The 20,608-nt window shown below is 73.7% G+C and carries 19 protein-coding genes; 1 reads left to right on the top strand and 18 read right to left on the bottom strand.

Annotated elements, in window-relative coordinates; translation table 11 throughout:
- Window positions 1–75: 75 nt before the first annotated feature.
- Genes pyrF through pyrR form a run of 7 tightly spaced genes read right to left on the bottom strand, consistent with a single transcriptional unit; the run spans window position 76 to window position 9,003 of the window.
- A complete protein-coding gene (gene pyrF / locus IR158_RS07430; protein WP_291811456.1) occupies window positions 76–924 on the bottom strand; it encodes an orotidine-5'-phosphate decarboxylase in 849 nt (282 codons plus the stop codon).
- Entirely contained in the window at window positions 921–4,259 is a 3,339-nt protein-coding gene (gene carB, locus IR158_RS07435; RefSeq protein ID WP_291811458.1) for a carbamoyl-phosphate synthase large subunit, read from the bottom strand. Before carB ends, pyrF begins: the two co-directional genes overlap by 4 nt.
- Window positions 4,259–5,479 (bottom strand): glutamine-hydrolyzing carbamoyl-phosphate synthase small subunit, encoded by a 1,221-nt coding sequence (gene carA / locus IR158_RS07440; RefSeq protein ID WP_291811460.1) that lies wholly within the window; start codon window positions 5,477–5,479, stop codon window positions 4,259–4,261. The genes carB and carA overlap by 1 nt, the downstream gene beginning before the upstream one ends.
- Window positions 5,476–6,027, bottom strand: coding sequence for a hypothetical protein (locus IR158_RS07445; RefSeq protein WP_291811463.1), 552 nt, complete (start codon window positions 6,025–6,027; stop codon window positions 5,476–5,478). Before IR158_RS07445 ends, carA begins: the two co-directional genes overlap by 4 nt.
- The gene (locus tag IR158_RS07450; protein ID WP_291811466.1) at window positions 6,027–7,352 is read right to left on the bottom strand and encodes a dihydroorotase; all 1,326 of its coding nucleotides are present in this window, start codon (window positions 7,350–7,352) and stop codon (window positions 6,027–6,029) included. The genes IR158_RS07445 and IR158_RS07450 overlap by 1 nt, the downstream gene beginning before the upstream one ends.
- Entirely contained in the window at window positions 7,349–8,401 is a 1,053-nt protein-coding gene (locus IR158_RS07455; RefSeq protein WP_291811469.1) for an aspartate carbamoyltransferase catalytic subunit, read from the bottom strand. Before IR158_RS07455 ends, IR158_RS07450 begins: the two co-directional genes overlap by 4 nt.
- A complete protein-coding gene (gene pyrR / locus IR158_RS07460; protein WP_291811472.1) occupies window positions 8,398–9,003 on the bottom strand; it encodes a bifunctional pyr operon transcriptional regulator/uracil phosphoribosyltransferase PyrR in 606 nt (201 codons plus the stop codon). Before pyrR ends, IR158_RS07455 begins: the two co-directional genes overlap by 4 nt.
- Before the next feature lie 197 nt (window positions 9,004–9,200).
- On the opposite strand from pyrR, the gene IR158_RS07465 reads away from it, so the two are divergent.
- The gene (locus tag IR158_RS07465) at window positions 9,201–11,543 is read left to right on the top strand and encodes an EAL domain-containing protein (RefSeq protein ID WP_291811475.1); all 2,343 of its coding nucleotides are present in this window, start codon (window positions 9,201–9,203) and stop codon (window positions 11,541–11,543) included.
- A gap of 36 nt (window positions 11,544–11,579) precedes the next feature.
- Here IR158_RS07465 and nusB read toward each other — a convergent pair whose 3' ends face one another.
- The 11 genes from nusB to pilM all read right to left on the bottom strand — a co-directional run bounded on the left by nusB (window position 11,580) and on the right by pilM (window position 20,597).
- Entirely contained in the window at window positions 11,580–11,996 is a 417-nt protein-coding gene (nusB, locus tag IR158_RS07470) for a transcription antitermination factor NusB (protein WP_291811478.1), read from the bottom strand.
- A gap of 1 nt (window position 11,997) precedes the next feature.
- The gene (gene efp, locus IR158_RS07475; RefSeq protein ID WP_291811481.1) at window positions 11,998–12,561 is read right to left on the bottom strand and encodes an elongation factor P; all 564 of its coding nucleotides are present in this window, start codon (window positions 12,559–12,561) and stop codon (window positions 11,998–12,000) included.
- 206 nt (window positions 12,562–12,767) lie between these two features.
- Complete coding sequence (locus IR158_RS07480; protein ID WP_291811484.1) at window positions 12,768–13,181, bottom strand: hypothetical protein; 414 nt, start codon at window positions 13,179–13,181, stop codon at window positions 12,768–12,770.
- A 31-nt stretch (window positions 13,182–13,212) separates the two neighbouring features.
- Window positions 13,213–13,806 carry a hypothetical protein gene (locus tag IR158_RS07485; RefSeq protein WP_291811487.1) on the bottom strand — a complete coding sequence of 198 codons (594 nt, stop codon included), beginning with the start codon at window positions 13,804–13,806 and terminating at the stop codon, window positions 13,213–13,215.
- A gap of 113 nt (window positions 13,807–13,919) precedes the next feature.
- A complete protein-coding gene (locus IR158_RS07490; protein WP_291811489.1) occupies window positions 13,920–14,828 on the bottom strand; it encodes a DUF559 domain-containing protein in 909 nt (302 codons plus the stop codon).
- 112 nt (window positions 14,829–14,940) lie between these two features.
- The gene (gene aroB / locus IR158_RS07495) at window positions 14,941–16,062 is read right to left on the bottom strand and encodes a 3-dehydroquinate synthase (protein ID WP_291811492.1); all 1,122 of its coding nucleotides are present in this window, start codon (window positions 16,060–16,062) and stop codon (window positions 14,941–14,943) included.
- On the bottom strand, window positions 16,059–16,622 hold the full coding sequence (locus tag IR158_RS07500) for a shikimate kinase (RefSeq protein ID WP_291811494.1): 564 nt from the start codon (window positions 16,620–16,622) through the stop codon (window positions 16,059–16,061). Before IR158_RS07500 ends, aroB begins: the two co-directional genes overlap by 4 nt.
- A 104-nt stretch (window positions 16,623–16,726) precedes the next feature.
- A complete protein-coding gene (gene aroC / locus IR158_RS07505) occupies window positions 16,727–17,944 on the bottom strand; it encodes a chorismate synthase (protein ID WP_291811496.1) in 1,218 nt (405 codons plus the stop codon).
- 132 nt (window positions 17,945–18,076) lie between these two features.
- Window positions 18,077–18,841, bottom strand: a complete 765-nt coding sequence (locus IR158_RS07510) for a hypothetical protein (protein ID WP_291811498.1) — start codon at window positions 18,839–18,841, stop codon at window positions 18,077–18,079.
- Window positions 18,841–19,542, bottom strand: coding sequence for a fimbrial assembly protein (locus tag IR158_RS07515; protein WP_291811500.1), 702 nt, complete (start codon window positions 19,540–19,542; stop codon window positions 18,841–18,843). The genes IR158_RS07510 and IR158_RS07515 overlap by 1 nt, the downstream gene beginning before the upstream one ends.
- Complete coding sequence (gene pilM, locus IR158_RS07520) at window positions 19,539–20,597, bottom strand: type IV pilus assembly protein PilM (RefSeq protein ID WP_291811502.1); 1,059 nt, start codon at window positions 20,595–20,597, stop codon at window positions 19,539–19,541. Before pilM ends, IR158_RS07515 begins: the two co-directional genes overlap by 4 nt.
- Between the last annotated feature and the right edge of the window lie 11 nt (window positions 20,598–20,608).

The raw sequence follows: 20,608 nt of genomic DNA on the forward strand, positions 1-20,608 counted from the left end.
TTTCGCTGGAGAGGCGCCACCGAGCCGGCCGTGGTCACGGTCGCGTCCTCACCACGGCCCGTGGCCGCGCCGACCTCAGCGCAGCGCCGACCCCGCGTCGACGCCCGCCCGCAGCGCCGCTGCCCGCAGCGCACCGACGTCAGGCCCGGCACGCAGGACTCCCCTGCTGGACGAGGCGAGCACCTGCCGCCTGGCAGCACCGAAGACCTGCGCCAGCTCGGCGCTCCCTGCGCCCTGCGCGCCGACGCCCGGGGCGAGCAGCGGCCCGTTGACACCGAGCAGGTCCACGCCGGCCCGTGCCGCGGCGTCGCCCACCGTCGCACCGACGACCAGCCCGACCGAACCGAGCGGCGACGCGTCCGCGTTGATCGCCGCTGCCCGCGCCGCCACCATGGCCGCGACGCTCGCGCCGTCCTGCATGCGGGCGTGCTGCACCTCGTGGCCCTCCTTGTTCGAGGTGAGGCACAGCACGAACAGGCCCCGGCCGGTGGCCAGTGCGAGGTCGACCGCCGGATCCAGGGACCCGAAGCCCAGGTACGGCGAGACGGTCAGGGCGTCGCCGGCAAGGGGCGAGCCGTCCCGCAGGAACGCGTCGGCGTACGCCCCCATCGTCGAACCGATGTCCCCGCGCTTGGCGTCCACCACGACCAGCGTGCCGGTCTCGCGGCCCGCGGCCACGACCTCCTCCAGCACGGCCACCCCGGCCGATCCGTGGCGCTCGAAGAAGGCCGCCTGCGGCTTGACGGCCGCCACGCGTCCCGCGACGGCGTCCATGACCCGCAGTGCGAACTCCCGCACCCCCGCGGCGTCGTCGGGCAGGCCCCAGTCCGCCAGGAGCGACGCGTGCGGGTCGATGCCCACGCACAGGGGCCCGTGGGCATCCATGGCTGCGGCCAGGCGAGCGCCGAACGCGACCGCGGTCACACGACCACGTCCGCGCTCCGCGCGGCCCGCCGTGCCGCCGCCGCGGCGTCGTGCTCCTGCAGGCTCGTCACGGTGAAGGGACCCGCCTGCCGCGCCTCGATCGCCTGCACGGCCGCGCCGAGCTGCTGCACGGTCGTGACGATGGCCTTGTCGGCGGCCGTGGTGGCCGCCCGGATCTCGTAGCCGTCGGCGCGCGTTCCCTGACCCGACGGGGTGTTGACGACCATGTCGATCTCACCGGAGGAGATGAGGTCCACGACGGTGGGCTCACCGTCCGGCCCCCGGCCCGCCGAGTGCTTGCGCACGATGCGGGCCACGATGCCACTGCGCCGCAGCACGGCGGACGTGCCCTCGGTCGCCAGGATCTCGAACCCGAGCTCCACCAGCCGCTTCACGGGGAAGACGATGGAGCGCTTGTCGCGGTCCGCGACCGAGATGAAGACCCGGCCACTGGTCGGCAGTCCCCCGAACGCCGCCGCCTGCGACTTCGCGAAGGCCGTCGGGAAGTCGACGTCGAAGCCCATGACCTCGCCCGTCGAGCGCATCTCCGGACCCAGCACGGTGTCGACGACCGTGCCGTCCGCGGTGCGGAACCGCTTGAAGGGCAGCACCGCCTCCTTGACCGCGATCGGCGCGTCGAGGTCGACGACGCTCGCGTCCTCGACGGGCAGGACCCCGTCGGCCCGCAGCTGGGCGATCGACCGTCCCGTCATGACCAGCGCTGCGGCCTTGGCGAGCGAGACGCCCGTGGCCTTGGAGACGAACGGCGCGGTGCGCGACGCGCGCGGGTTGGCCTCGAGCACGTAGAGCACGTCGGACACGAGCGCGAACTGGATGTTGAGGAGCCCGCGCACCCCCACGCCGCGCGCGATCGCCTCCGTGGACTCACGGATCCGGGCGAGCTCCGCCACCGACAGCGTCACGGGCGGGAGCACGCAGGCCGAGTCGCCGGAGTGCACCCCGGCCTCCTCGATGTGCTCCATCACGCCGCCGAGGTAGAGCTCGGTGCCGTCGTAGAGGGCGTCCACGTCGATCTCGATGGCGTCGTCGAGGAACCGGTCGATGAGCAGCGGCGGCAGGCTGCCGCCGCGGTCGCCGCCCAGCTGCTCGGCGATCGCGCGATCGACGTACTCGGTCAGCTGCGCCTCGTCGTAGACGATCTCCATCCCGCGCCCGCCGAGCACGTACGAGGGCCGCACGAGGACGGGGTACCCGATGCGCCGCGCCGTCTCACGCGCCGCCTCCAGGTTGGTCGCGGTACCGAACGCGGGAGCAGGAAGGCCCGCGGCCGCGAGCACCGCACCGAACTCCCCCCGGTCCTCCGCGGCGTCGATCGCCTCCGGCTGGGTGCCCAGGATCGGCAGGCCCGCGTCGGACAGGCGCTGCGCGAGCGACAGCGGCGTCTGGCCGCCGAGCGTCACGATGAGCCCCGCCACCGGGCCGGCCGCGAGCTCGGCCTCGTAGACCTCGAGGACGTCCTCGAACGTCAGCGGCTCGAAGTAGAGGCGGTCGGAGGTGTCGTAGTCCGTCGAGACGGTCTCGGGGTTGCAGTTGACCATGACGGTCTCGTACTCGCCCTTGAGCGCCAGCGCCGCGTGCACGCACGAGTAGTCGAACTCGATGCCCTGCCCGATGCGGTTCGGGCCCGAGCCCAGGATGAGGACCGCCGGCCGCTCACGGGGACGCACCTCGGTCTCCTCGTCGTACGACGAGTAGTGGTACGGCGTCCGCGCCTCGAACTCGGCCGCGCACGTGTCGACCGTCTTGTAGACCGGCCGCACGCCCAGCGCCCAGCGCGTGCGCCGCACCGCGTCCTCGCTGGACTGCCGCAGCGCCGCGACCTGCGTGTCCGACAACCCGTGCCGCTTGGCGTGCGTCAGCACGTCGGCCGTGAGCGCGGGCGCGTCGGCGGTGGCCCGCGCGACCTCGTTGACGAGCTGCACCTGGTCGAGGAACCACGGGTCGATCCCCGTGCGCGCGTACACGTCGTCGACCGACACGCCTGCCCGGAGCACCTGCTGCACGTCGACGAGGCGGTGCTCGGTGGGCCGCGAGATCGACGCGACCAGCGCCTCGAGCTCCTCACCCGTCGCGGGCTCGCCGTCCCAGTGGAACGTCGAGCCGCTCTTGTCGAGCGACCGCATCGCCTTGCCGAGCGCCTCAGTGAAGTTGCGGCCCATCGCCATGGCCTCGCCGACGGACTTCATGGTCGTCGTCAGGGTGTCGTCCGCGGCCGGGAACTTCTCGAACGCGAAGCGCGGGACCTTGACCACGACGTAGTCGAGCGTGGGCTCGAACGACGCGGGCGTCGAGCGCGTGATGTCGTTGGGGATCTCGTCGAGCGTGTACCCGATCGCCAGCTTCGCCGCGATCTTTGCGATCGGGAAGCCCGTCGCCTTCGACGCGAGCGCCGAGGACCGCGACACGCGCGGGTTCATCTCGATGACGATGACGCGCCCGGTGTCGGGGTGCACCGCGAACTGGATGTTGCAGCCACCGGTGTCGACGCCGACCTCGCGGATCACCGCGATGCTGATGTCGCGCAGCCGCTGGTACTCGCGGTCGGTCAGCGTGAGCGCCGGCGCGACCGTCACCGAGTCCCCGGTGTGCACACCGACCGGGTCGACGTTCTCGATGGAGCACACGACCACGACGTTGTCGTGCTTGTCGCGCATCAGCTCGAGCTCGTACTCCTTCCAGCCGAGGATCGACTCCTCCAGGAGCACCTCGGTGGTCGGCGAGTAGTGCAGCCCCTGACCGACGATGCGCCGCAGGTCGGACTCGTCGTACGCGAGCCCCGAACCCAGGCCGCCCATCGTGAACGACGGCCGCACGACCATCGGGTACCCGAGGTCCTCGGCCGCGAGCAGCGCCTCGTCGACCGTGTGGATGATCACCGAGCGCGCGGACTCCCCGCCGGAGACCGCCACGACCTCCTTGAACGCCTGGCGGTCCTCACCCTTCTGGATCGCCGCGATGTTCGCGCCGATGAGCTCGACGTCGTACTTCTCCAGGACGCCGGCCTCGTCCAGCGCGATCGCCGCGTTGAGCGCAGTCTGCCCGCCCAGGGTCGGCAGGATCGCGTCCGGCCGCTCCTTGGCGATGATCGTCGTGAGGACCTCGGTCGTGATCGGCTCGACGTACGTCGCGTCCGCGAACTCGGGGTCGGTCATGATCGTGGCGGGGTTGGAGTTGACGAGGACGACCCGCAGGCCCTCCTCCTTCAGCACGCGGCAGGCCTGCGTGCCGGAGTAGTCGAACTCGCAGGCCTGGCCGATGACGATCGGGCCGGAGCCGATGACGAGGACGGACTTCAGGTCGTCGCGACGGGGCATCAGGCGGCGCCCTTTCCGGTGGTCGCGGCGTCCGGGGTCGAGCCGGCGCCGTCGCGGTGCGTGGTCATGAGGTCGAGGAAGCGGTCGAAGAGGTAGGCCGCGTCGTGCGGGCCGGCCGCCGCCTCGGGGTGGTACTGCACGGAGAAGGCGGGCAGGTCGAGCGCCTCGAGGCCCTCGACGACGTCGTCGTTGAGGTCGACGTGCGACACCCGCACGCGCCCGTAGCGACCGCCGTCGAAGGGGGCGGCGGTCTCGGCGTCGAGCGGTGCGTCGACGGCGAACCCGTGGTTGTGGGCCGTGATCTCCACCTTCCCGGTCGTCCGGTCGACCACGGGCTGGTTCACCCCGCGGTGCCCGTAGCGCAGCTTGTACGTGCCGAAGCCGAGCGCCCGGCCGAACAGCTGGTTGCCGTAGCAGATGCCGAAGAACGGGATCCGACGGTCGAGCACGCCGCGCAGCACGTCGATCTCGTGGCGGGCCGCGGACGGGTCGCCGGGACCGTTCGAGAAGAAGACGCCGTCGGGACCGACCGCGAGCACGTCCTCGATGGCCGACGTCGCGGGCAGCACGTGCACCTCGATGCCGCGCTCCGCCATGCGCTGCGGCGTCATCGACTTGATGCCGAGGTCGACCGCGGCCACGCGTGCGCGCGGCTCCGCGAGGGGCGCGCCGTCCGGTCCCAGGGCGGGCACCACGTACGGCTCGGCGACGCTGACCTCGCCGGCGAGGTCGGCGCCGGCCATCTGCGGCGCGGCGAGCACCTCGTCGACGAGCTCGTCCACGGGGCGGCGCTCCCCCTCGGGGCGCACGAGAGCGTCGCCCGAGAAGATGCCCGCACGCATGACGCCGCGCTCGCGCAGGTGCCGCGTGAGCGCGCGCGTGTCGACGTCGCTGATCCCGACGACGCCCTGCGCCACGAGGTCCTCGTCGAGGGACCGGCGCGCACGCCAGCTCGACGACCGTCGCGCGGGGTCGCGCACCACGTACCCGGCCACCCAGATCCGGGTCGACTCGGGGTCCTCGTCGTTGACGCCGGTGTTGCCGATGTGCGGCGCCGTCATCACGACGATCTGCCGGTGGTAGGACGGGTCCGTCAGGGTCTCCTGGTAGCCCGTCATCCCGGTGTTGAAGACGATCTCGCCGACGGTCCGTCCGGTGGCCCCGTAGGCCCGCCCGACGAACGTGCGGCCGTCCTCGAGGACGAGGATCGCGTCGCTCATGCCTGCTCCTCCTGCGCCGCGGACGGCGCCGTGTCGGTGTCGGTGGGCGCTGCCAGCAGGGCACGCGCGGCGGCGAGCAGCGCGGGGCGTGCGTCGTCGTGGCGCACCTGCAGCGCGGTGTCGATGGCGGCACCCGATGTGGCATCGGGCACCCAGGTGAGCACGACGAGCTCGTCACGGCCGACGAACTTGCCGGCCTGCCCGCTCGTCGTACCGACGGCGCGCAACGCACCGGCGGGCACCCACACGTCGTGCGCACCCGTGCGGGCGACGAGCACGCCGTCCGCGTGGACGCGCACGCGCGCCGGGCTGCGCACCCCCAGGTCGTGGGCGACGACGCGGTCGAGCCAGTCGCCCGCGCGCGTCGACGACACGTACACGGCCTCGAGGTCGTCCGTACGCGGGGCGCCCGGCGCCGCGGGTACGTCGGGAAGGGAGGGCACGAGGACCGCCGTGCGCCGGGCACGGGCCCGCCACCCGCGCCGCATGCCCCACAGCCCCAGCAGCGCGATCGCGACCAGGACTGTCACGGAGAGCCAGACCCGCATCAGACGTGTGCTCCGCGCTCGACGGCGGCGCCGTGCTCGACCAGCGCGCCGTCGAGGACCGTGGCACGGCCGCGCAGGAACGTGGCGACGACCCGGCCGGGCAGCTCGCGGCCCGCGAACGGGGAGTTGACGCTGGCGGTGGCCTGCTCCTCGGGCACCACGACGCGGCGCGCGGCCGGGTCGACCAGCGTGAGGTTGGCGGGCTCGCCGACGGCGATCGGCCGACCGTGCCCGGGCACGCGCCCGATCCTCGCCGGCGCTGCCGACATGACGCGTGCGACGTCGGACCAGGTCAGGCGCCCGGTGTCGACCATGACGGCCTGCACGACCGACAGCGCCGTCTCCAGCCCCGTCATGCCGAACGCCGCGGCGCCCCACTCGCAGTCCTTGTCCTCCCGCGGGTGCGGCGCGTGGTCGGTGCCCACGGTGTCGATCGTGCCGTCGGCCAGGCCCTGGCGGACCGCCTCGACGTCGTCGGCCGTGCGCAGCGGGGGGTTCACCTTGAAGCGCGGGTCGTAGCCGCGCACGAGGTCGTCCGTCAGCATCAGGTGGTGGGGCGTCACCTCGGCGGTGACGTCGATGCCGCGGGCCTTCGCCCACCGCACGATCTCGACGGACCCGGCCGTGGACAGGTGCAGCACGTGCAGCCGCGAGCCGACGTGCTCGGCGAGCAGCACGTCCCGCGCCACGATCGCCTCCTCCGCCACGGCGGGCCAGCCCGTGAGCCCGAGCTCCGCGGACACGACACCCTCGTGCATCTGCGCCCCCTCGGTGAGGCGCGGTTCCTGCGCGTGCTGCGCCACGACCCCGTCGAACGCCTTCACGTACTCGAGCGCGCGGCGCATCACCACCGGGTCGTGCACGCACTTGCCGTCGTCGGAGAAGATCCGCACGGCGGCGGCCGAGCGTGCCATCGCGGACAGCTCCGCGAGCTGCTCCCCCGCGAGCCCGACCGTCACGGCGCCGACGGGGTGCACGTCGCACCAGCCGGCGTCGCGCCCGAGGCGCCACACCTGCTCGACCACGCCCGCGGTGTCCTGCGTCGGTGTCGTGTTCGCCATCGCGTGCACCGCCGTGAAGCCGCCGAGCGCAGCGGCCCGGGTGCCGGACTCGACGGTCTCGGCGTCCTCCCGGCCCGGCTCGCGCAGGTGCGTGTGGAGGTCGACGAGACCGGGCAGCAGCACCAGGCCGTCGGCGTCGACGACGTGCGCGCCGCTCCCCCGCGACGCCTCCGCGCCCAGCGCGGCGACCACGCCGTCGGCCACGAGCACGTCCGTCGGGTCGCCGCCCAGCGGGCGCGCCCCGGTCAGCAGATACGTCGTCACGCGTGCACCCTCGTCTCGTCCGTGCGCACGTCCGTGCGCTCCTGCCCGTCCCCGGTCCGTCCGGCGCCGTCGTCGCGCCCGCGCGGCGTGTCGCCGCCCGCGAGGAGCAGGTACAGCACCGCCATGCGGACAGCGACGCCGTTGGCGACCTGCTCGACGATCACCGCGCGGGGCGAGTCGGCCGCGTCCGCCGAGATCTCGAGCCCGCGGTTCATCGGCCCGGGGTGCAGCACGACCGCGTGGTCGGGCAGCAGCGCGAGCCGCCGGGCGTCCAGCCCGTAGCCGCGGGTGTACTCCAGCGGGCTCGGGAAGAAGCCGCCACCGGCGCCCGACATCCGCTCGCGCTGCACCCGCAGCATCATCACCGCGTCCGGACCGGTCGCGAGCACGTCGTCGAGGTCGTACGAGACCTCGGCCGGCCACGCGTGGACCCCGACGGGCACGAGGGTCGGCGGCGCGACGAGGGTCACGCGCGCGCCGAGCGTGCGCAGCAGCTGCACGTTGGAACGCGCGACGCGGCTGTGCAGCACGTCCCCCACGATCGCGACGTGCGCGCCGGCCAGGTCGCGGCCCGTCACGTCGGCGCGACCGCCGTCGCCCACGAGGTGGCGGCGCAGCGTGTAGGCGTCGAGCAGCGCCTGGGTGGGGTGCTGGTGCATCCCGTCCCCCGCGTTGACGACCGCACCGTGCGTCCAGCCGGAGTGCGCCAGGGTGTGCGGGGCCCCCGACGCCTGGTGCCGGATCACCACGGCGTCCGCGCCCATCGCCTGCAGCGTCAGGGCCGTGTCCTTGAGCGACTCGCCCTTCGAGACGCTCGAGCCCTTGGCGGAGAAGTTGATCACGTCGGCCGACAGCCGCTTCGCCGCGGTCTCGAACGAGATGCGGGTGCGGGTGGAGTCCTCGAAGAAGAGGTTGACGACCGTGCGTCCGCGCAGCGTCGGCAGCTTCTTGATCTCCCGGGCCTGCGTCGCGGCCATCTGGCCGGCCGTGTCGAGGACGAGGACCGCCTGGTCGAGGTCGAGGTCGGCGGCCGAGAGCAGGTGCCTCATCGTGCGCCTCCCTCGATGACGACGCGGTCCTCGCCGTCGGTCTCCGCCAGGAGCACCCGCACGCGCTCGGCGGTCGCCGTCGGCAGGTTCTTGCCGACGTAGTCGGCGCGGATCGGAAGCTCGCGGTGCCCGCGGTCCACGAGCACGGCCAGCTGCACGGCGCGGGGCCGTCCCAGGTCGCTGATCGCGTCCAGCGCGGCGCGGATCGTGCGGCCCGAGTACAGGACGTCGTCCACCAGGACCACGACCTTGCCGTCGATGCCGTCGCCGGGGACGTACGTCTCGCCGATCGTCCGGGTCGGCTGGTGTGCGAGATCGTCGCGGTGCATCGTGACGTCGAGGCTGCCGACCAGCTGGTCCGCAGGGACGTGCTCGACCTGCTCGAGGCGCTGCGCGAGACGACGTGCCAACGGCAGGCCACGCGTCGGGATGCCCAGCAGGACGACGTCGTCGACGCCCTTGTTGCGCTCCACCACCTCGTGCGCGATGCGGGTCAGCGCGCGCGCCACGTCGTCGGCGCCCAGGACGGTCGTCCCGACGGGCTCGTGCGACGTCTGCGGTGCGGAACGTCCGTGCCCGGACGCGGGTGTGCCAGTGCTCATGCGTGCGACTCCTTCCCCGCCTCACAGGACGGGCTTAAAGGGAGATTGCTCGTGCGTCAGCCTACCGGCCCGCGCGACACGGGCCCGCGCAGCGGTACGTGACGCGCAGCACGCTCGTGCACGCGTCCGTCCGGGTGGGTGAACCGTCACCCGGTCGGGAGTTCATGTCGGCCCTGATGTGCGCCGATGTACCCCACATGCTCGGCGACGTCCCCCTGTGGACCACCGTCCTGCAGTTCCTCGCTGCCGGTCTGGTCGGTGGCTTCTGCGTGCTCCAATGGGTCTGGTGGCGCGGCGCCCTGCGCTCCGACGGCTCGACCTGGTCGCTCGCGCTCTCCGTCGCGATGGCCGGCCTCGTGCTCGTGGCCGGGCTGCACGGCGTCGTCACCGGGGCCGAGCCCCGCGAGGCCCTCTCGTTCCTCCACGGTCAGCTCGTGGGCGTCGTCGCGCTGCTCTGCCTGCCCGCCACCCGCGCGCTCGGGAGCGCCGGACCGCGGCTGCGCCCCTGGGTGACGGCCGCGACCCTCGTCCTGGTGCTGCGCGCGCTCCTGTGGTTCCACACGTTCGGGCCGACGGACGCCCCCGAACGGGTCCCGACAGGCAGGCCGGTGGCGGTCGCGCTGCTGTTCGTCGTCCTCGGCATCGTCGTGGGGTACGTCGTGGCGGCGCTGGGCACCGTGCGGCTCAACCCGCTGGGCTGGCTGCTGGTCTCCGCGGCCGGGCTCTCGCTCGCCACTCTCAGCACGGGGATCCTGCTCAGCGACCAGCCGGCCGGTGCGCTGCTGGCGAGCCTGTGGCCGCTGCCGCTCGCCGTGGGCCTGGAGTGGCTCGCCTCGGCCCGGTTGCGCCGCGCGCAGCTCACCGCGCTGCGCCGCGAGCTCATGCGCGACGCCCTCTCGGCCGTCACCAACAGCGCCTGGTTCCACCGGGACGCGGACGCGCTGCTCCTGCAGGCGAGGGACGCCGCACGGGAGGTCCTGGGCGATGCGAGCATCGAGGGCTCGCTGCGCCCTCTGCAGCGCGACCGCTACGTCGCCGACCTGTTCCCCGCCGACCCCGACGTCCTGCTCCCCCACGAGCGGACGTTCCTCATCGACCTCGGGCTGGTGGTCTCCACCGCCGCGGAGCGCTACACGCTCACGGACCGCCTCGCCCGGGCGGCCGTCACGGACACCCTGACCAACCTGCCGAACCGCCGCGCGGTCGACACGCACCTCTTCGAGGTGCTCGAGCGGGCGGCGGTCGAACGCACCCGGGTCTCGGTCGTCTACTGCGACATCGACGGTTTCAAGGACGTCAACGACCGCGACGGCCACGCGGCAGGCGACGACCTCCTGCGGCGCACCGCCGACTTCCTGCGCACCTGGGTCGACGACGACACCTACGTGGCCAGGCTCGCCGGCGACGAGTTCGCCGTCATCGTGTGTCGCGCACCGGGAGACGACGATCTCGCGGACCTCGCCCGCCGCATCCGCAGCGGTTTCGGGGCCCGCGTCGGCACGGTCGCCGGCCCGGCCCTCACCTGCGGCGTCGCCACCTGGAACCCCAGCGACATCGTCGACCCCGACGCGTTGCTGCGGCACGCGGACGCGGCGATGCTCGAGGCCAAGCGGACGAAGTCGGGCCACCGGGTCTTCGACCCGGCGCTGCGGGCCCGTGCCGAGGACACGCGGCGCCTGCGTGCCGCCCTGGAGCGCGCGGTCGAGGAGGACCGCATCACCGCCTACTTCCAGCCCATCGTCGACACCCGCACGCTCGAGGTCGTCGGGCTCGAGGCGTTGGCGCGCTGGCACGACGGCGACGAGTTCATCCTGCCCGAGCACTGGCTCACGCTGGCCGAGCAGAGCGGCCTCATCGTCCCGATCGGCAGGTCGATGATCCGCCAGGCGCGTCGCGCGCTCGACCGGCACCACATGCCCGTCGCCGTGAACCTCTCGGCACGCGAGCTCCACGAGCACGACGTGCTCGAGCGCATCGACGCCGCGTGGTCGGGCGGCCCGTGGGAGCACCTGACCATCGAGATCACCGAGAGCACGATGCTGCGCACGGCGGCCGCCGTACCGGTGCTGTCGGAGCTGCGGGCCCGGGGTGCGCGCATCGCGCTCGACGACTTCGGGACAGGTTTCAGCTCGCTCGCTCGCCTGGCGCGGCTGCCCGTCGACGTGCTCAAGATCGACCGCTCGTTCGTCCGGGAGGTCCGCACGCCGCGCGGCGCCGGGCCGGTGCGGGCGATCGTCGCCCTGGCCGAGCACCACGGGCTCGACGTCGTCGCCGAGGGCGTCGAGTCGGCCGGTGACCTGCAGATGCTGGTCGAGCTGGGCGTCCCGCAGGCGCAGGGCAACTTCGTGGGGCGGCCCGCTCGCGGCCTGCCCGTGCGCGGGGCGCGTCCGCAGCCGCGGATCTCGAACGGCATGGTCGCGGTCAGCGGCGATGCGCCCCGGGCGGAGGCCCGGCTGCCGAGGAGACGCGTGCACCTCGTCTCCCGACCGCTACGGGTCTCGCCGGGGGCCCTCGACGACACGACGCCCGAGCACCTGTGAGGGTGCTCGGGCGTCGTCGACGGGTGGTGCGCCGAGTCAGGCGAGCAGCGTCGGCTTCAGCACGACGAGGCGACCCAGCAGGCCGTTGACGAAGGCCGGCGAGTCGTCCGTCGACAGCTCACGCGCGAGCGAGACCGCCTCGTCGACGGCGACGGCGTCCGGCACGTCGTCGTTCCACAGGATCTCCCAGGTCGCGAGGCGCAGCAGCGCACGGTCGACCGCGGGCATGCGGGCCACGGTCCAGCCGTGCGCGTGCGTCGCGAGGAGCTCGTCGATGCGCTCGCCGTGCGCGAGGACGCCCTCGACGATGTCCACCGCGTACTGGGGCAGCGAGGCCTCGGTACCCGGCTCCACGACACGCTTCGCGAGGAGCTCGCGGACGTCCAGGCCCCGCTGCTCGGCCTCGAACAGCACGTCGAGCGCGCGCTTGCGCGCCTTGGTCCGGGCGCCCACGTCAGTCGTTCACGCGGCCGAGGTACGACCCGTCGCGGGTGTCGACCTTGACCTTGGTGTTGGCCTCGAGGAACAGCGGCACCTGGATCTCGTACCCGGTCTCGAGCGTCGCCGGCTTGGTACCGGCCGAGGAGCGGTCGCCCTGCAGGCCCGGCTCGGTGTACGTGACCTCGAGGACGACCGACGGGGGCAGCTCGACGTACAGCGGCACGCCCTCGTTGGTCGCGACGAGCGCCGTCTGCGACTCCAGCATGAAGTTCGCGGCGTCGCCGACCGTGGCCGCCGGCACGTTGAGCTGGTCGAACGTGTCCGTGTCCATGAACACGAAGTCGTCGCCGTCCTTGTAGAGGTACTGCATGTCGCGCTTGTCGACGTTGGCCGTCTCGACCTTCACACCGGCGTTGAAGGTGCGGTCGACGGTCTTGCCGGACAGCACGTTCTTCATCTTGGTGCGCACGAACGCGCCGCCCTTGCCGGGCTTGACGTGCTGGAACTCCACGACGGTCCAGAGCTGGCCGTCGATGCGCAGCACGATGCCGTTCTTCAGGTCGTTGGTGGTCGCCACGAGCGTCGTTCTCCCGGTCGGTGGTGGGTGCGCGCCGTGCGGCGCGTCCGGTGCACAGCGCCCCACAGGACGGCTGCCGGCCACGGAGCCGTCGTGCGGGCACCCGGTGCCCGCCCCGTCAGACTCGCTGTGCCCGGCCGGACCGTCGCACGAGGTGCACGGACCGGCCGCAGGCCGTCGACCATCCTAGCGCCCGTGACGGCCCGTCAGAGCAGCAGGCGCGTGACGGCGAGGCCGACGACCGCCGACCAGAGCAGCGAGGCGAGGGTCCCGATGACGAACCGCTCGGACGCCCCGGGGTTCTCACGGAGCTCGGGGTAGCGCCCGAGGCCCTTGACGGCCACGACGACCGCGACGCCCTCGGGCACGCCCACCAGGAGGCTCCCCGTCACCGCGAGCCGCTCGAGAACCCCGATCCAGGTGCCGCCGCGCAGCACGATCTGCGCCCCCTCCCCCTCGGGGCCGTCGCTCACGCTCAGGCGTTCGAGGAGGACGGGGCCGTGCCCGGTGCGGCGCCGTCCGGCGTCCCGCGAGCGCGACGCGAGGCGCAGGACCAGCCGGGTCACGAACCAGCCGCCCGCGGAGGAGACGAGCAGGGCGCCGGCCCAGATGCCGGCCACGAGGGCAGGGTGCACGCCGCCGACCCTCTCGTCAGCCGGCGGCGCGCGTCAACAGACGCGCCGCAGCGGGGCGCGCGGCGAGCTCCTCGGCCCACATCGCGGTCAGCAGCCGCTGGCTCACCGCCTGCTGCGACACGCCGAGCGTGCGCGCCACGACGTCCTGGCCGGCGTCGTCCGCGGCGTGGGCCGCGTCGATGGCGTCCCACCCGGCTGCCGTGCGCCGGCTCGCCACCGCTCCGATCAGCACGAGTACCGCGTCTGCGTCGGCGGCGGCCTGCGGATCCGCCCCGCGGACCGCCAGCGGCACCGGTCGCTGACGGCTCTTCGCCGCCTCGACGGCCTCACGGGCGAGCACGAAGGCGGGCCCTGCTCCCTCACGCGGCGACGCGGGCAGGGGCTCGTCGACGACGCCGGCGCCGATCCCGACGCTCCAGCCACCGTCGCGCAGCACCTGCAGCGCGGTGTCGACGACCACGTCGGGGTCGTCGAGCACACCCTGGACCTCGTCGCCGACCGTCCGCTCGAAGCCGCGCACGACGGGCACCCCCGCGAGCGCAGCGAGCAGCTCGGGGACCCGGTCGGTGCCGCGCCGGCTCCCGCGCTGGTCGATCGTCATGACGAACATGACACAAGCCTCGCACCTTGTACTGAACCGAACAAGCCCTGACACTTGTTCATCCGATGCCCTTGACGGTGAGAGAGAGGACTCCGGGCAGATCCTGCCGGGGATTCTCTCCTTCACCGAGGCGTGTGCAGCCGTCGACGGGTCTCGAGGATCTGGGCGAGCACGTGGCCGGCCCGGCGGGTCACGTCGTGCCAGGTGTAGCGCAGAACCGTGCACCCGGCGCCCACGAGCAGGTTCTGGCGCGTGCGATCGTCCTGGAACCGGTCGGGCCCGTGCGCGACGCGGCCGTCGATCTCGACGACCAGGCGGACGTCGGCGAACCACACGTCCACGACAGCGGGGACGCCGAGGGTGTCGAGGAGCGACGCGTTCGCCACCCAGCCCGTCACGCCCGCGCTGTGCAGGAGGCAGTGCAGCCGTTCCTCCGCGACGCTGAGGGCGCCCCTGCGCAGCCGGTCGGCGCACCAGGTGCGTTGCGCGTTGCCCCGGTGCCCGGGGTGGGCATCCACCCAGCTGTCGAGGTCGTCCGCGCCGAGGATCCCGCGGGTCCCGACCCAGGCGAGCAGGCGGGCGGCATCGGCACGGTCCAGCGACCCGAGGCAGTCGACCGCCGTGCGGGCGCGTCCGGTGACGTGCACCCCACGCAGGACGACCCGGTCCTCAGGTGCCAGGACGTGCCGGTGCGGGACCAGTCGGCCGCGCCGCGCGCGGGGTCCCGTGACGACCACGTGCACGCGGCCGTCGTCGGGCACCGGCATGCCGTGCAACAGCGCCGCGCTGGTGAGCGCGAGTGTCGCACCGGGCCAGGTCACGGTGGCGGCGTGCGCGTCGAGCCACGGGTCGCGCCGTGCTGAGGCGAGTGCGAGCCCGGCACCACAGACCCGCCGCCACGCCCCCGACTCTATGCGGTGGCGCACCTGGTCCTCGGTGAGACCCGCCGCGACGGCCTCGGCACGGGTGAAGACGCCGCATCGCCTGGCTGCGGCGGGCGGGGTCCAGGTGCGGTCGACGGTGGGAGCCACGGACCCGAACCTGCTGCACCCGGAGGCGACCTGACGGACCACGAGGGCGACCTGTGGGCCGGCGCGACCGCTCCCTTGCCTGTGGACGGTTCACCGCCCATGGGTGAGAGCGTCAGAGGAGGATGCCTGTCGACGGCTCCGGGGTCGTCGAGATCTCGGCGTAGGCGGCTGCCAGGAGGGTCGGGTCCGGGCCCTCGAGGCGGGACGGGCGCGCCAGGCCGTCGAGGACGACGAAGCGCAGCAGGTCCCCCCGCGTCTTCTTGTCGCGGCGCATGGCCGTCAGGAGCTGCTCCCACCGGTCCCCGCGGTACGTCGTCGGGAGCCCCAGGGACGTCAGGACGCTGCGGTGGCGCTCGACGACGTCGTCGTCGAGCCGCCCGGCGAGCCGCGCCAGCTCGGCGACGTAGACCATGCCGACGGACACGGCCGCGCCGTGGCGCCACCGGTAGCGCTCGACCTGCTCGACCGCGTGCGCGAACGTGTGCCCGTAGTTGAGGATCTCGCGCAGCCCCGCCTCGCGCAGGTCCTCACCGACGACGCGGGCCTTGGTCCGCACGGCCCGCTCGACGAGCTCGGCGAGCACGGGTGAGGACGCGGCTGCCACCGGGTCCTGCAGCAGGGCGGTGTTCTCCTCGACGAGCTCGAGGATCCGCGGGTCGTCGATGAACCCGCACTTGACGATCTCCGCGAGCCCCGCGACGAAGTCGAAGGGCGCCATGGACTCCACCGACGCGAGGTCGCACAGCACCCCGGCCGGGGGGTGGAACGCCCCGACGAGGTTCTTGCCCTCGGCCGTGTTGATGCCGGTCTTGCCGCCGACCGCGGCGTCGACCATGCCGAGGACGGTGGTGGGGACCTGGACGACCCGCACGCCGCGCAGCCACGTCGCCGCGACGAAGCCCGCGAGGTCGGTCGTCGCTCCCCCGCCGAGCCCGACGACCGCGTCGGACCGCGTGAAGTCCGCCTGGCCGAGCACGCCCCAGCAGAAGGCCGCGACCTGGGCCGTCTTCTGCTCCTCGGCGTCCGGGACCTGGGCGAGGTAAACGTCGTAGCCGTGCGCGACGAGGTCCTCGCGGACGGTCTCGGCCGACGTGGCGAGCGCCGCCGGGTGGACGACGAGCACGCGGCGCACCGTGTCGCCGAGCACCGCCGGCAGGTGGCCGAGCAGGTGACGGCCGATGACGACGTCGTACGGCTGCTCCCCCGCGACCGTGACCACGGACTGGCCGCTCATGCGCCGGTCTCCGAGACGCGCTGGTCGCGGAGCCTCGACTCGATGATCTCGGCGACCTCCACCGGGCGCAGCCCGTCCGTCGACACGTGCACCGTCGCGACCTCCTCGTAGACCGGACGCCGGGCGTCCATGAGCGCCTGCCACTGCGCGCGCGGGCTGCCGACCAGCAGCGGGCGCGACTGGTTGAGCCCGACGCGCGGTGCGGCGTGCGCGAGGCTCACGTCGAGGAACACGACGACGCCGCCGCCCTCGCGGTAGGCCTGCAGCAGCACCCGCGTGCCCGGGTCCAGCACGGCGCCGCCGCCGAGGGCCAGCACGCCGTCGTGCTCGTCCAGCGCGGCCGCGACGGCCGCGCGCTCGAGCGCGCGGAAGCGCGGCTCGCCGTCCTCGACGAAGACGTCGGCGACGGACTTGCCCGCGGTGGTCTCCACGTCGGTGTCGGTGTCGCGCGGCGCGAGCTGCCAGCGCTGGGCGAGCGCGGCGGCGACGGTGGACTTGCCCGCGCCGGGCGGGCCGATCAGCACGACGCGGGGTCCGGAGGCAGGGGTGGGACGGGGCACGGCGGCAGCCTAGTCCGGCTCCGCGCGGAGCCACGCGCGGTCCACGGGCCGGGCGCTCGACGCCGCTCGCTCGACAGCCGACGCTCGACGCCGGACGAGCCGCGTCAGGCGAGCAGCTCGGGGACCGCCGCCAGGTACGCCTCGAGGTTGCGGCGCACCTCGGCCACGCTGTCGCCGCCGGTCTTCTCCAGCAGCGTCTGGGCGACGACGAGCGCGACCATCGCCTCGGCGACGACGGCCGCCGGCGGCACCGCGCACACGTCCGACCGCTGGTGGTGGGCCGTCACCGGCTCCCCCGTGGCGGTGTCGACGGTGGCCAGCGCGCGGGGCACGGTCGAGATCGGCTTCATCGCGGCGCGGACGCGCACGACCTCGCCGTTCGACATGCCGCCCTCGATGCCGCCCGCGCGGTTGGTGCGCCGCACGATGCGCCCCGAGGCGTCCCGCTCGATCTCGTCGTGCGCCTGCGAGCCGCGGCGGGTCGCGGTGCGGAACCCGTCACCGACCTCGACGCCCTTGATCGCCTGGATGCCCATGAGCGCGGCCGCGAGGCGCGCGTCGAGGCGCCCGTCGGCCTGCACGTAGGTGCCGATGCCCGACGGCAGCCCGTGCACGAGCACCTCGACGACGCCGCCGAGCGTGTCGCCGTCCTTGTGGCACTGGTCGATCTCGGCGACCATCGCCGCGCTCGTCGCGGGGTCGAAGCACCGCACCGGGTCGGCGTCGAGCGCCGCGACGTCGTCGGGCGTCGGCGCCGGCGCCCCGTCCGGCACCGCGACCGGACCGATGGCGACGACGTGCGACACGAGTCGGACACCGGCGACCTGCTCGAGGAACGCCGCCGCGACGGTCCCCAGCGCGACGCGCGTGGCGGTCTCGCGTGCGGACGCGCGCTCGAGGACGGGGCGCGCGTCGTCGAAGCCGTACTTGCGCATGCCGATCAGGTCCGCGTGGCCAGGGCGGGGTCGCGTCAGCGGCCGGTTGCGGGCGATCTCCCGCGCATCACCCGTGCCGGCGTCGACCGTCAACGCCTCGGGCGGCACCGGGTCGGCCGACATCACGTCGGCCCACTTGGGCCACTCGGAGTTGGCGACCTCGATCGCGACCGGACCGCCCTGCGTCAGACCGTGCCGCACGCCGCCCAGCAGACGCACCGCGTCCTGCTCGAACTTCATGCGGGCACCGCGCCCGTACCCGAGACGACGCCGCGCGAGCGCGGCCTGGACGTCGGAGGTCTGCACCTGCACACCGGCGGGCAGACCGTCGAGGATGCCGACGAGCGCGGGACCGTGCGACTCACCGGACGTCAACCATCGGAGCATGGGGGCGATCCTTTCACGGCAGGTCGGCAGGTCGTGCGACCGGGTCGGGGTGTGGACGGCGCGCGCCGGGCACGACCGCGCCGCGGGGAGTCGACGCTCCCCGCGGCGCGGGCGATCGGTGCGAGGCTGCTGTCAGCTGCTGACGGCCCCTCCGGCGTCCGCCGCGGCCCCGTCGGCGGGGGCGGCTGCGGGGTCCGCCGCTGCGGTCCGGGACGGGAGCACGTAGACCGTCCCACGGACGGCAGCCCGCAGGTCGCCCGCGACGACCGCCGCCTGACCGTCCGACGCCCCCTGGGCGTCCTGACGAGACAGGTCGAAGCCCGTCACGAGCAGCAACCGCGAGGACCCGTCCTGCAGCCCGGTGAAGAAGGCGCCGACGGCGTCAGGGTTCCCCGACACCGTGAGGTTCAGGTCGACACCGACGAGGCCTCGCGGGGCCGTCGGGCCCGCCGGCGCGGCCGGGACCGGCGCCACGCCGTCCACCGCCTCGTCCGCAGCGCCCTCGACCGGCTCCGTGGGCACCGCGGCGGGCGCGACCGCACCCGCGGGGACCACCTCCACCGGCGCCATGAACGCGACGTCGAGGAGCTGCACCCCGCTCGCGACGGCGAGCGCGTCGAGCTCCCGCAGCAACGGCGACGAGTCGAGCGCACGCGGGACGCCCACCCGCAGCGTCTCGAGCTCGGCCTTGTACTCGGGCAGCTTGGCGAAGTCCGCGCGAAGGCCGGCGACCTGCAGCTCGAGCAGGTCGTTCTGCTGCTCGGTGGTCTCGACCTGCGCACGCACGCTCGCGGCGTCCTCGCGCAGCGGCGAGAGCAGCAGGAACCACGCGGCGAGCAGGATCAGGACGGCGACGACCGCTGTCCCGCCGATCCAGGTGGAGAGTCGCGTACCCATCAGTCCTCCTCCGTCGCAGCGAACCGGCCGGACAGGGCGGTCTCGTCGTACTGCATCGTCATCGTGACGGTGTAGCCGCCGGGGCCGGCCTCCGAGCCGCCCTCCTGCGTCACCGTCTGCACGCGGGCGTCGATCAGGCCACCGACCGCGCTCAGCGCGTCCGTCCAGTCGGCGGCGTTCGGGACGGTGGGTGTCGTGGCCGTGAGGATGATCTGGCCCATCGCCTGCGATGCCAGCACGTCCGCCGGCCCCGTCGCGAGCAGCACCGGGGTGGCGCCGCTGACCTGGAGGCCCGACAGCTCGCCACCTTCGGGCAGAGCGGCGCGGATGGCCTCGATGTAGGGCTTCCAGAGCACCTCGGTCGACGTCGCGAGCTGCCGTGTCGACCGCACGTCCGTGAGCTCACCGAGGACGACCGGCACCTCGCTGTACTGCGCCTGCTCGGCGGTCAGACGCGCCGTCTGGTCCTGTGCGGTCACCAGGTCGCTGCGGGCCTGCGCCAGCTCGAACGACGACATCGCGTAGACGAGACCGACGGCGAGCACGACGAGCGCGAGCGCGAGCAGCGCCCAGCGCTTGACCGCCCGCAGACCGTGCGCGGCCGCGACGTCGGGCGGCAGCAGGTTGACCTGCGGCACCCGCGTGAACGGCTGGGCGTCCTGGACCGTCGACGGGCTGGCCGGGGCGAGGGCGGCGTTCATGCGGCGACTCCGTACGCGAGACCGATCGGCAGCGCGGCCACCGAGGCGCCGCCGCTGGTGAGGGGGAGGCTGCCCTTGCGCACCCGCACGCCGGCGAGCACGTCGGCCACCTGGACGGGGAGGCGCACGAGCGTCGCGAGGTACTGCCCGAAGCCGGGCAGGTCCGCGCCGCCCCCGGTGAGCAGCACGGCTTCCACCGGCGCCTGGCGGTTGCTGTTCGAGTAGAAGCCGATGGTGCCGCGGACGGCCTCCAGGAGCTTCTGAGCCGACTCGTTGACGGCCTGCGCCGCGACGGTCGCGTCACCGCTGCCGTTGTAGCCGATCCCCAGCGCCCGCTTGGCGTCCTCGGCCTCAAGACGGCCGATCCCCGCCGCCGCCGACACCGCGTCGGTGACCGCCTGGCCGCCGGCCGGCAGGGTGCGCGCCAGGCGCGGGATCCCGCCCTGCGACACGACCACGTGCGTCAGGTTGGCACCCACGTCGACCACCGCCACGGTGCGGTGCGCGAGCTCGCCGCGGCACACCGAGCGCAGCAGCGCGAAGGCGTTGAGGTCGACCATCGTGGGACGCAGTCCTGCGCCGACGACCGCGAGGACGTTCGTGTTGACCGTGTCGCGCTGCGCGGCGACGAGCATGCCCTTGAGCGTGCGTCCGGAACGGCCCTCGAACTCCGAGATCGGCAGGAAGTCGAGCAGCGCGTCGTCCGTGGACATCGGCAGGACGCCCTGCACGTGGAACGGCAGCGCCTGCTTGATCTGGTTGTCCGGGAGCCACGGCAGGTCGAACTCACGCACGAGCACCCGCTGGTTGCCGACGCCGATGACGACGTCCTTCGTCCCGAACTTCGCCTTGGCCCACAGCTGGCGCAGCGTCGTCGAGACGACCTCGGCCTGCGTCACCTCACCGTCGCGCACCGCGCCTGCCGGCAGCGGCGCCTCGGCGTACCGCACCAGCGTCGACGGCCTGGCCATGTCCGTGCCCTTGCCGAACTCCATCTCGGCGGCTCGGACCATCGTCGATCCGATGTCCAGCCCGATCACCCGCGAGGCGGCCACGTCACAGTCCT

Origin of the sequence: Cellulomonas sp. (genome assembly GCF_015234515.1) — a bacterium.
In the GTDB taxonomy this organism is placed as follows: Bacteria; Actinomycetota; Actinomycetes; order Actinomycetales; family Cellulomonadaceae; genus Cellulomonas.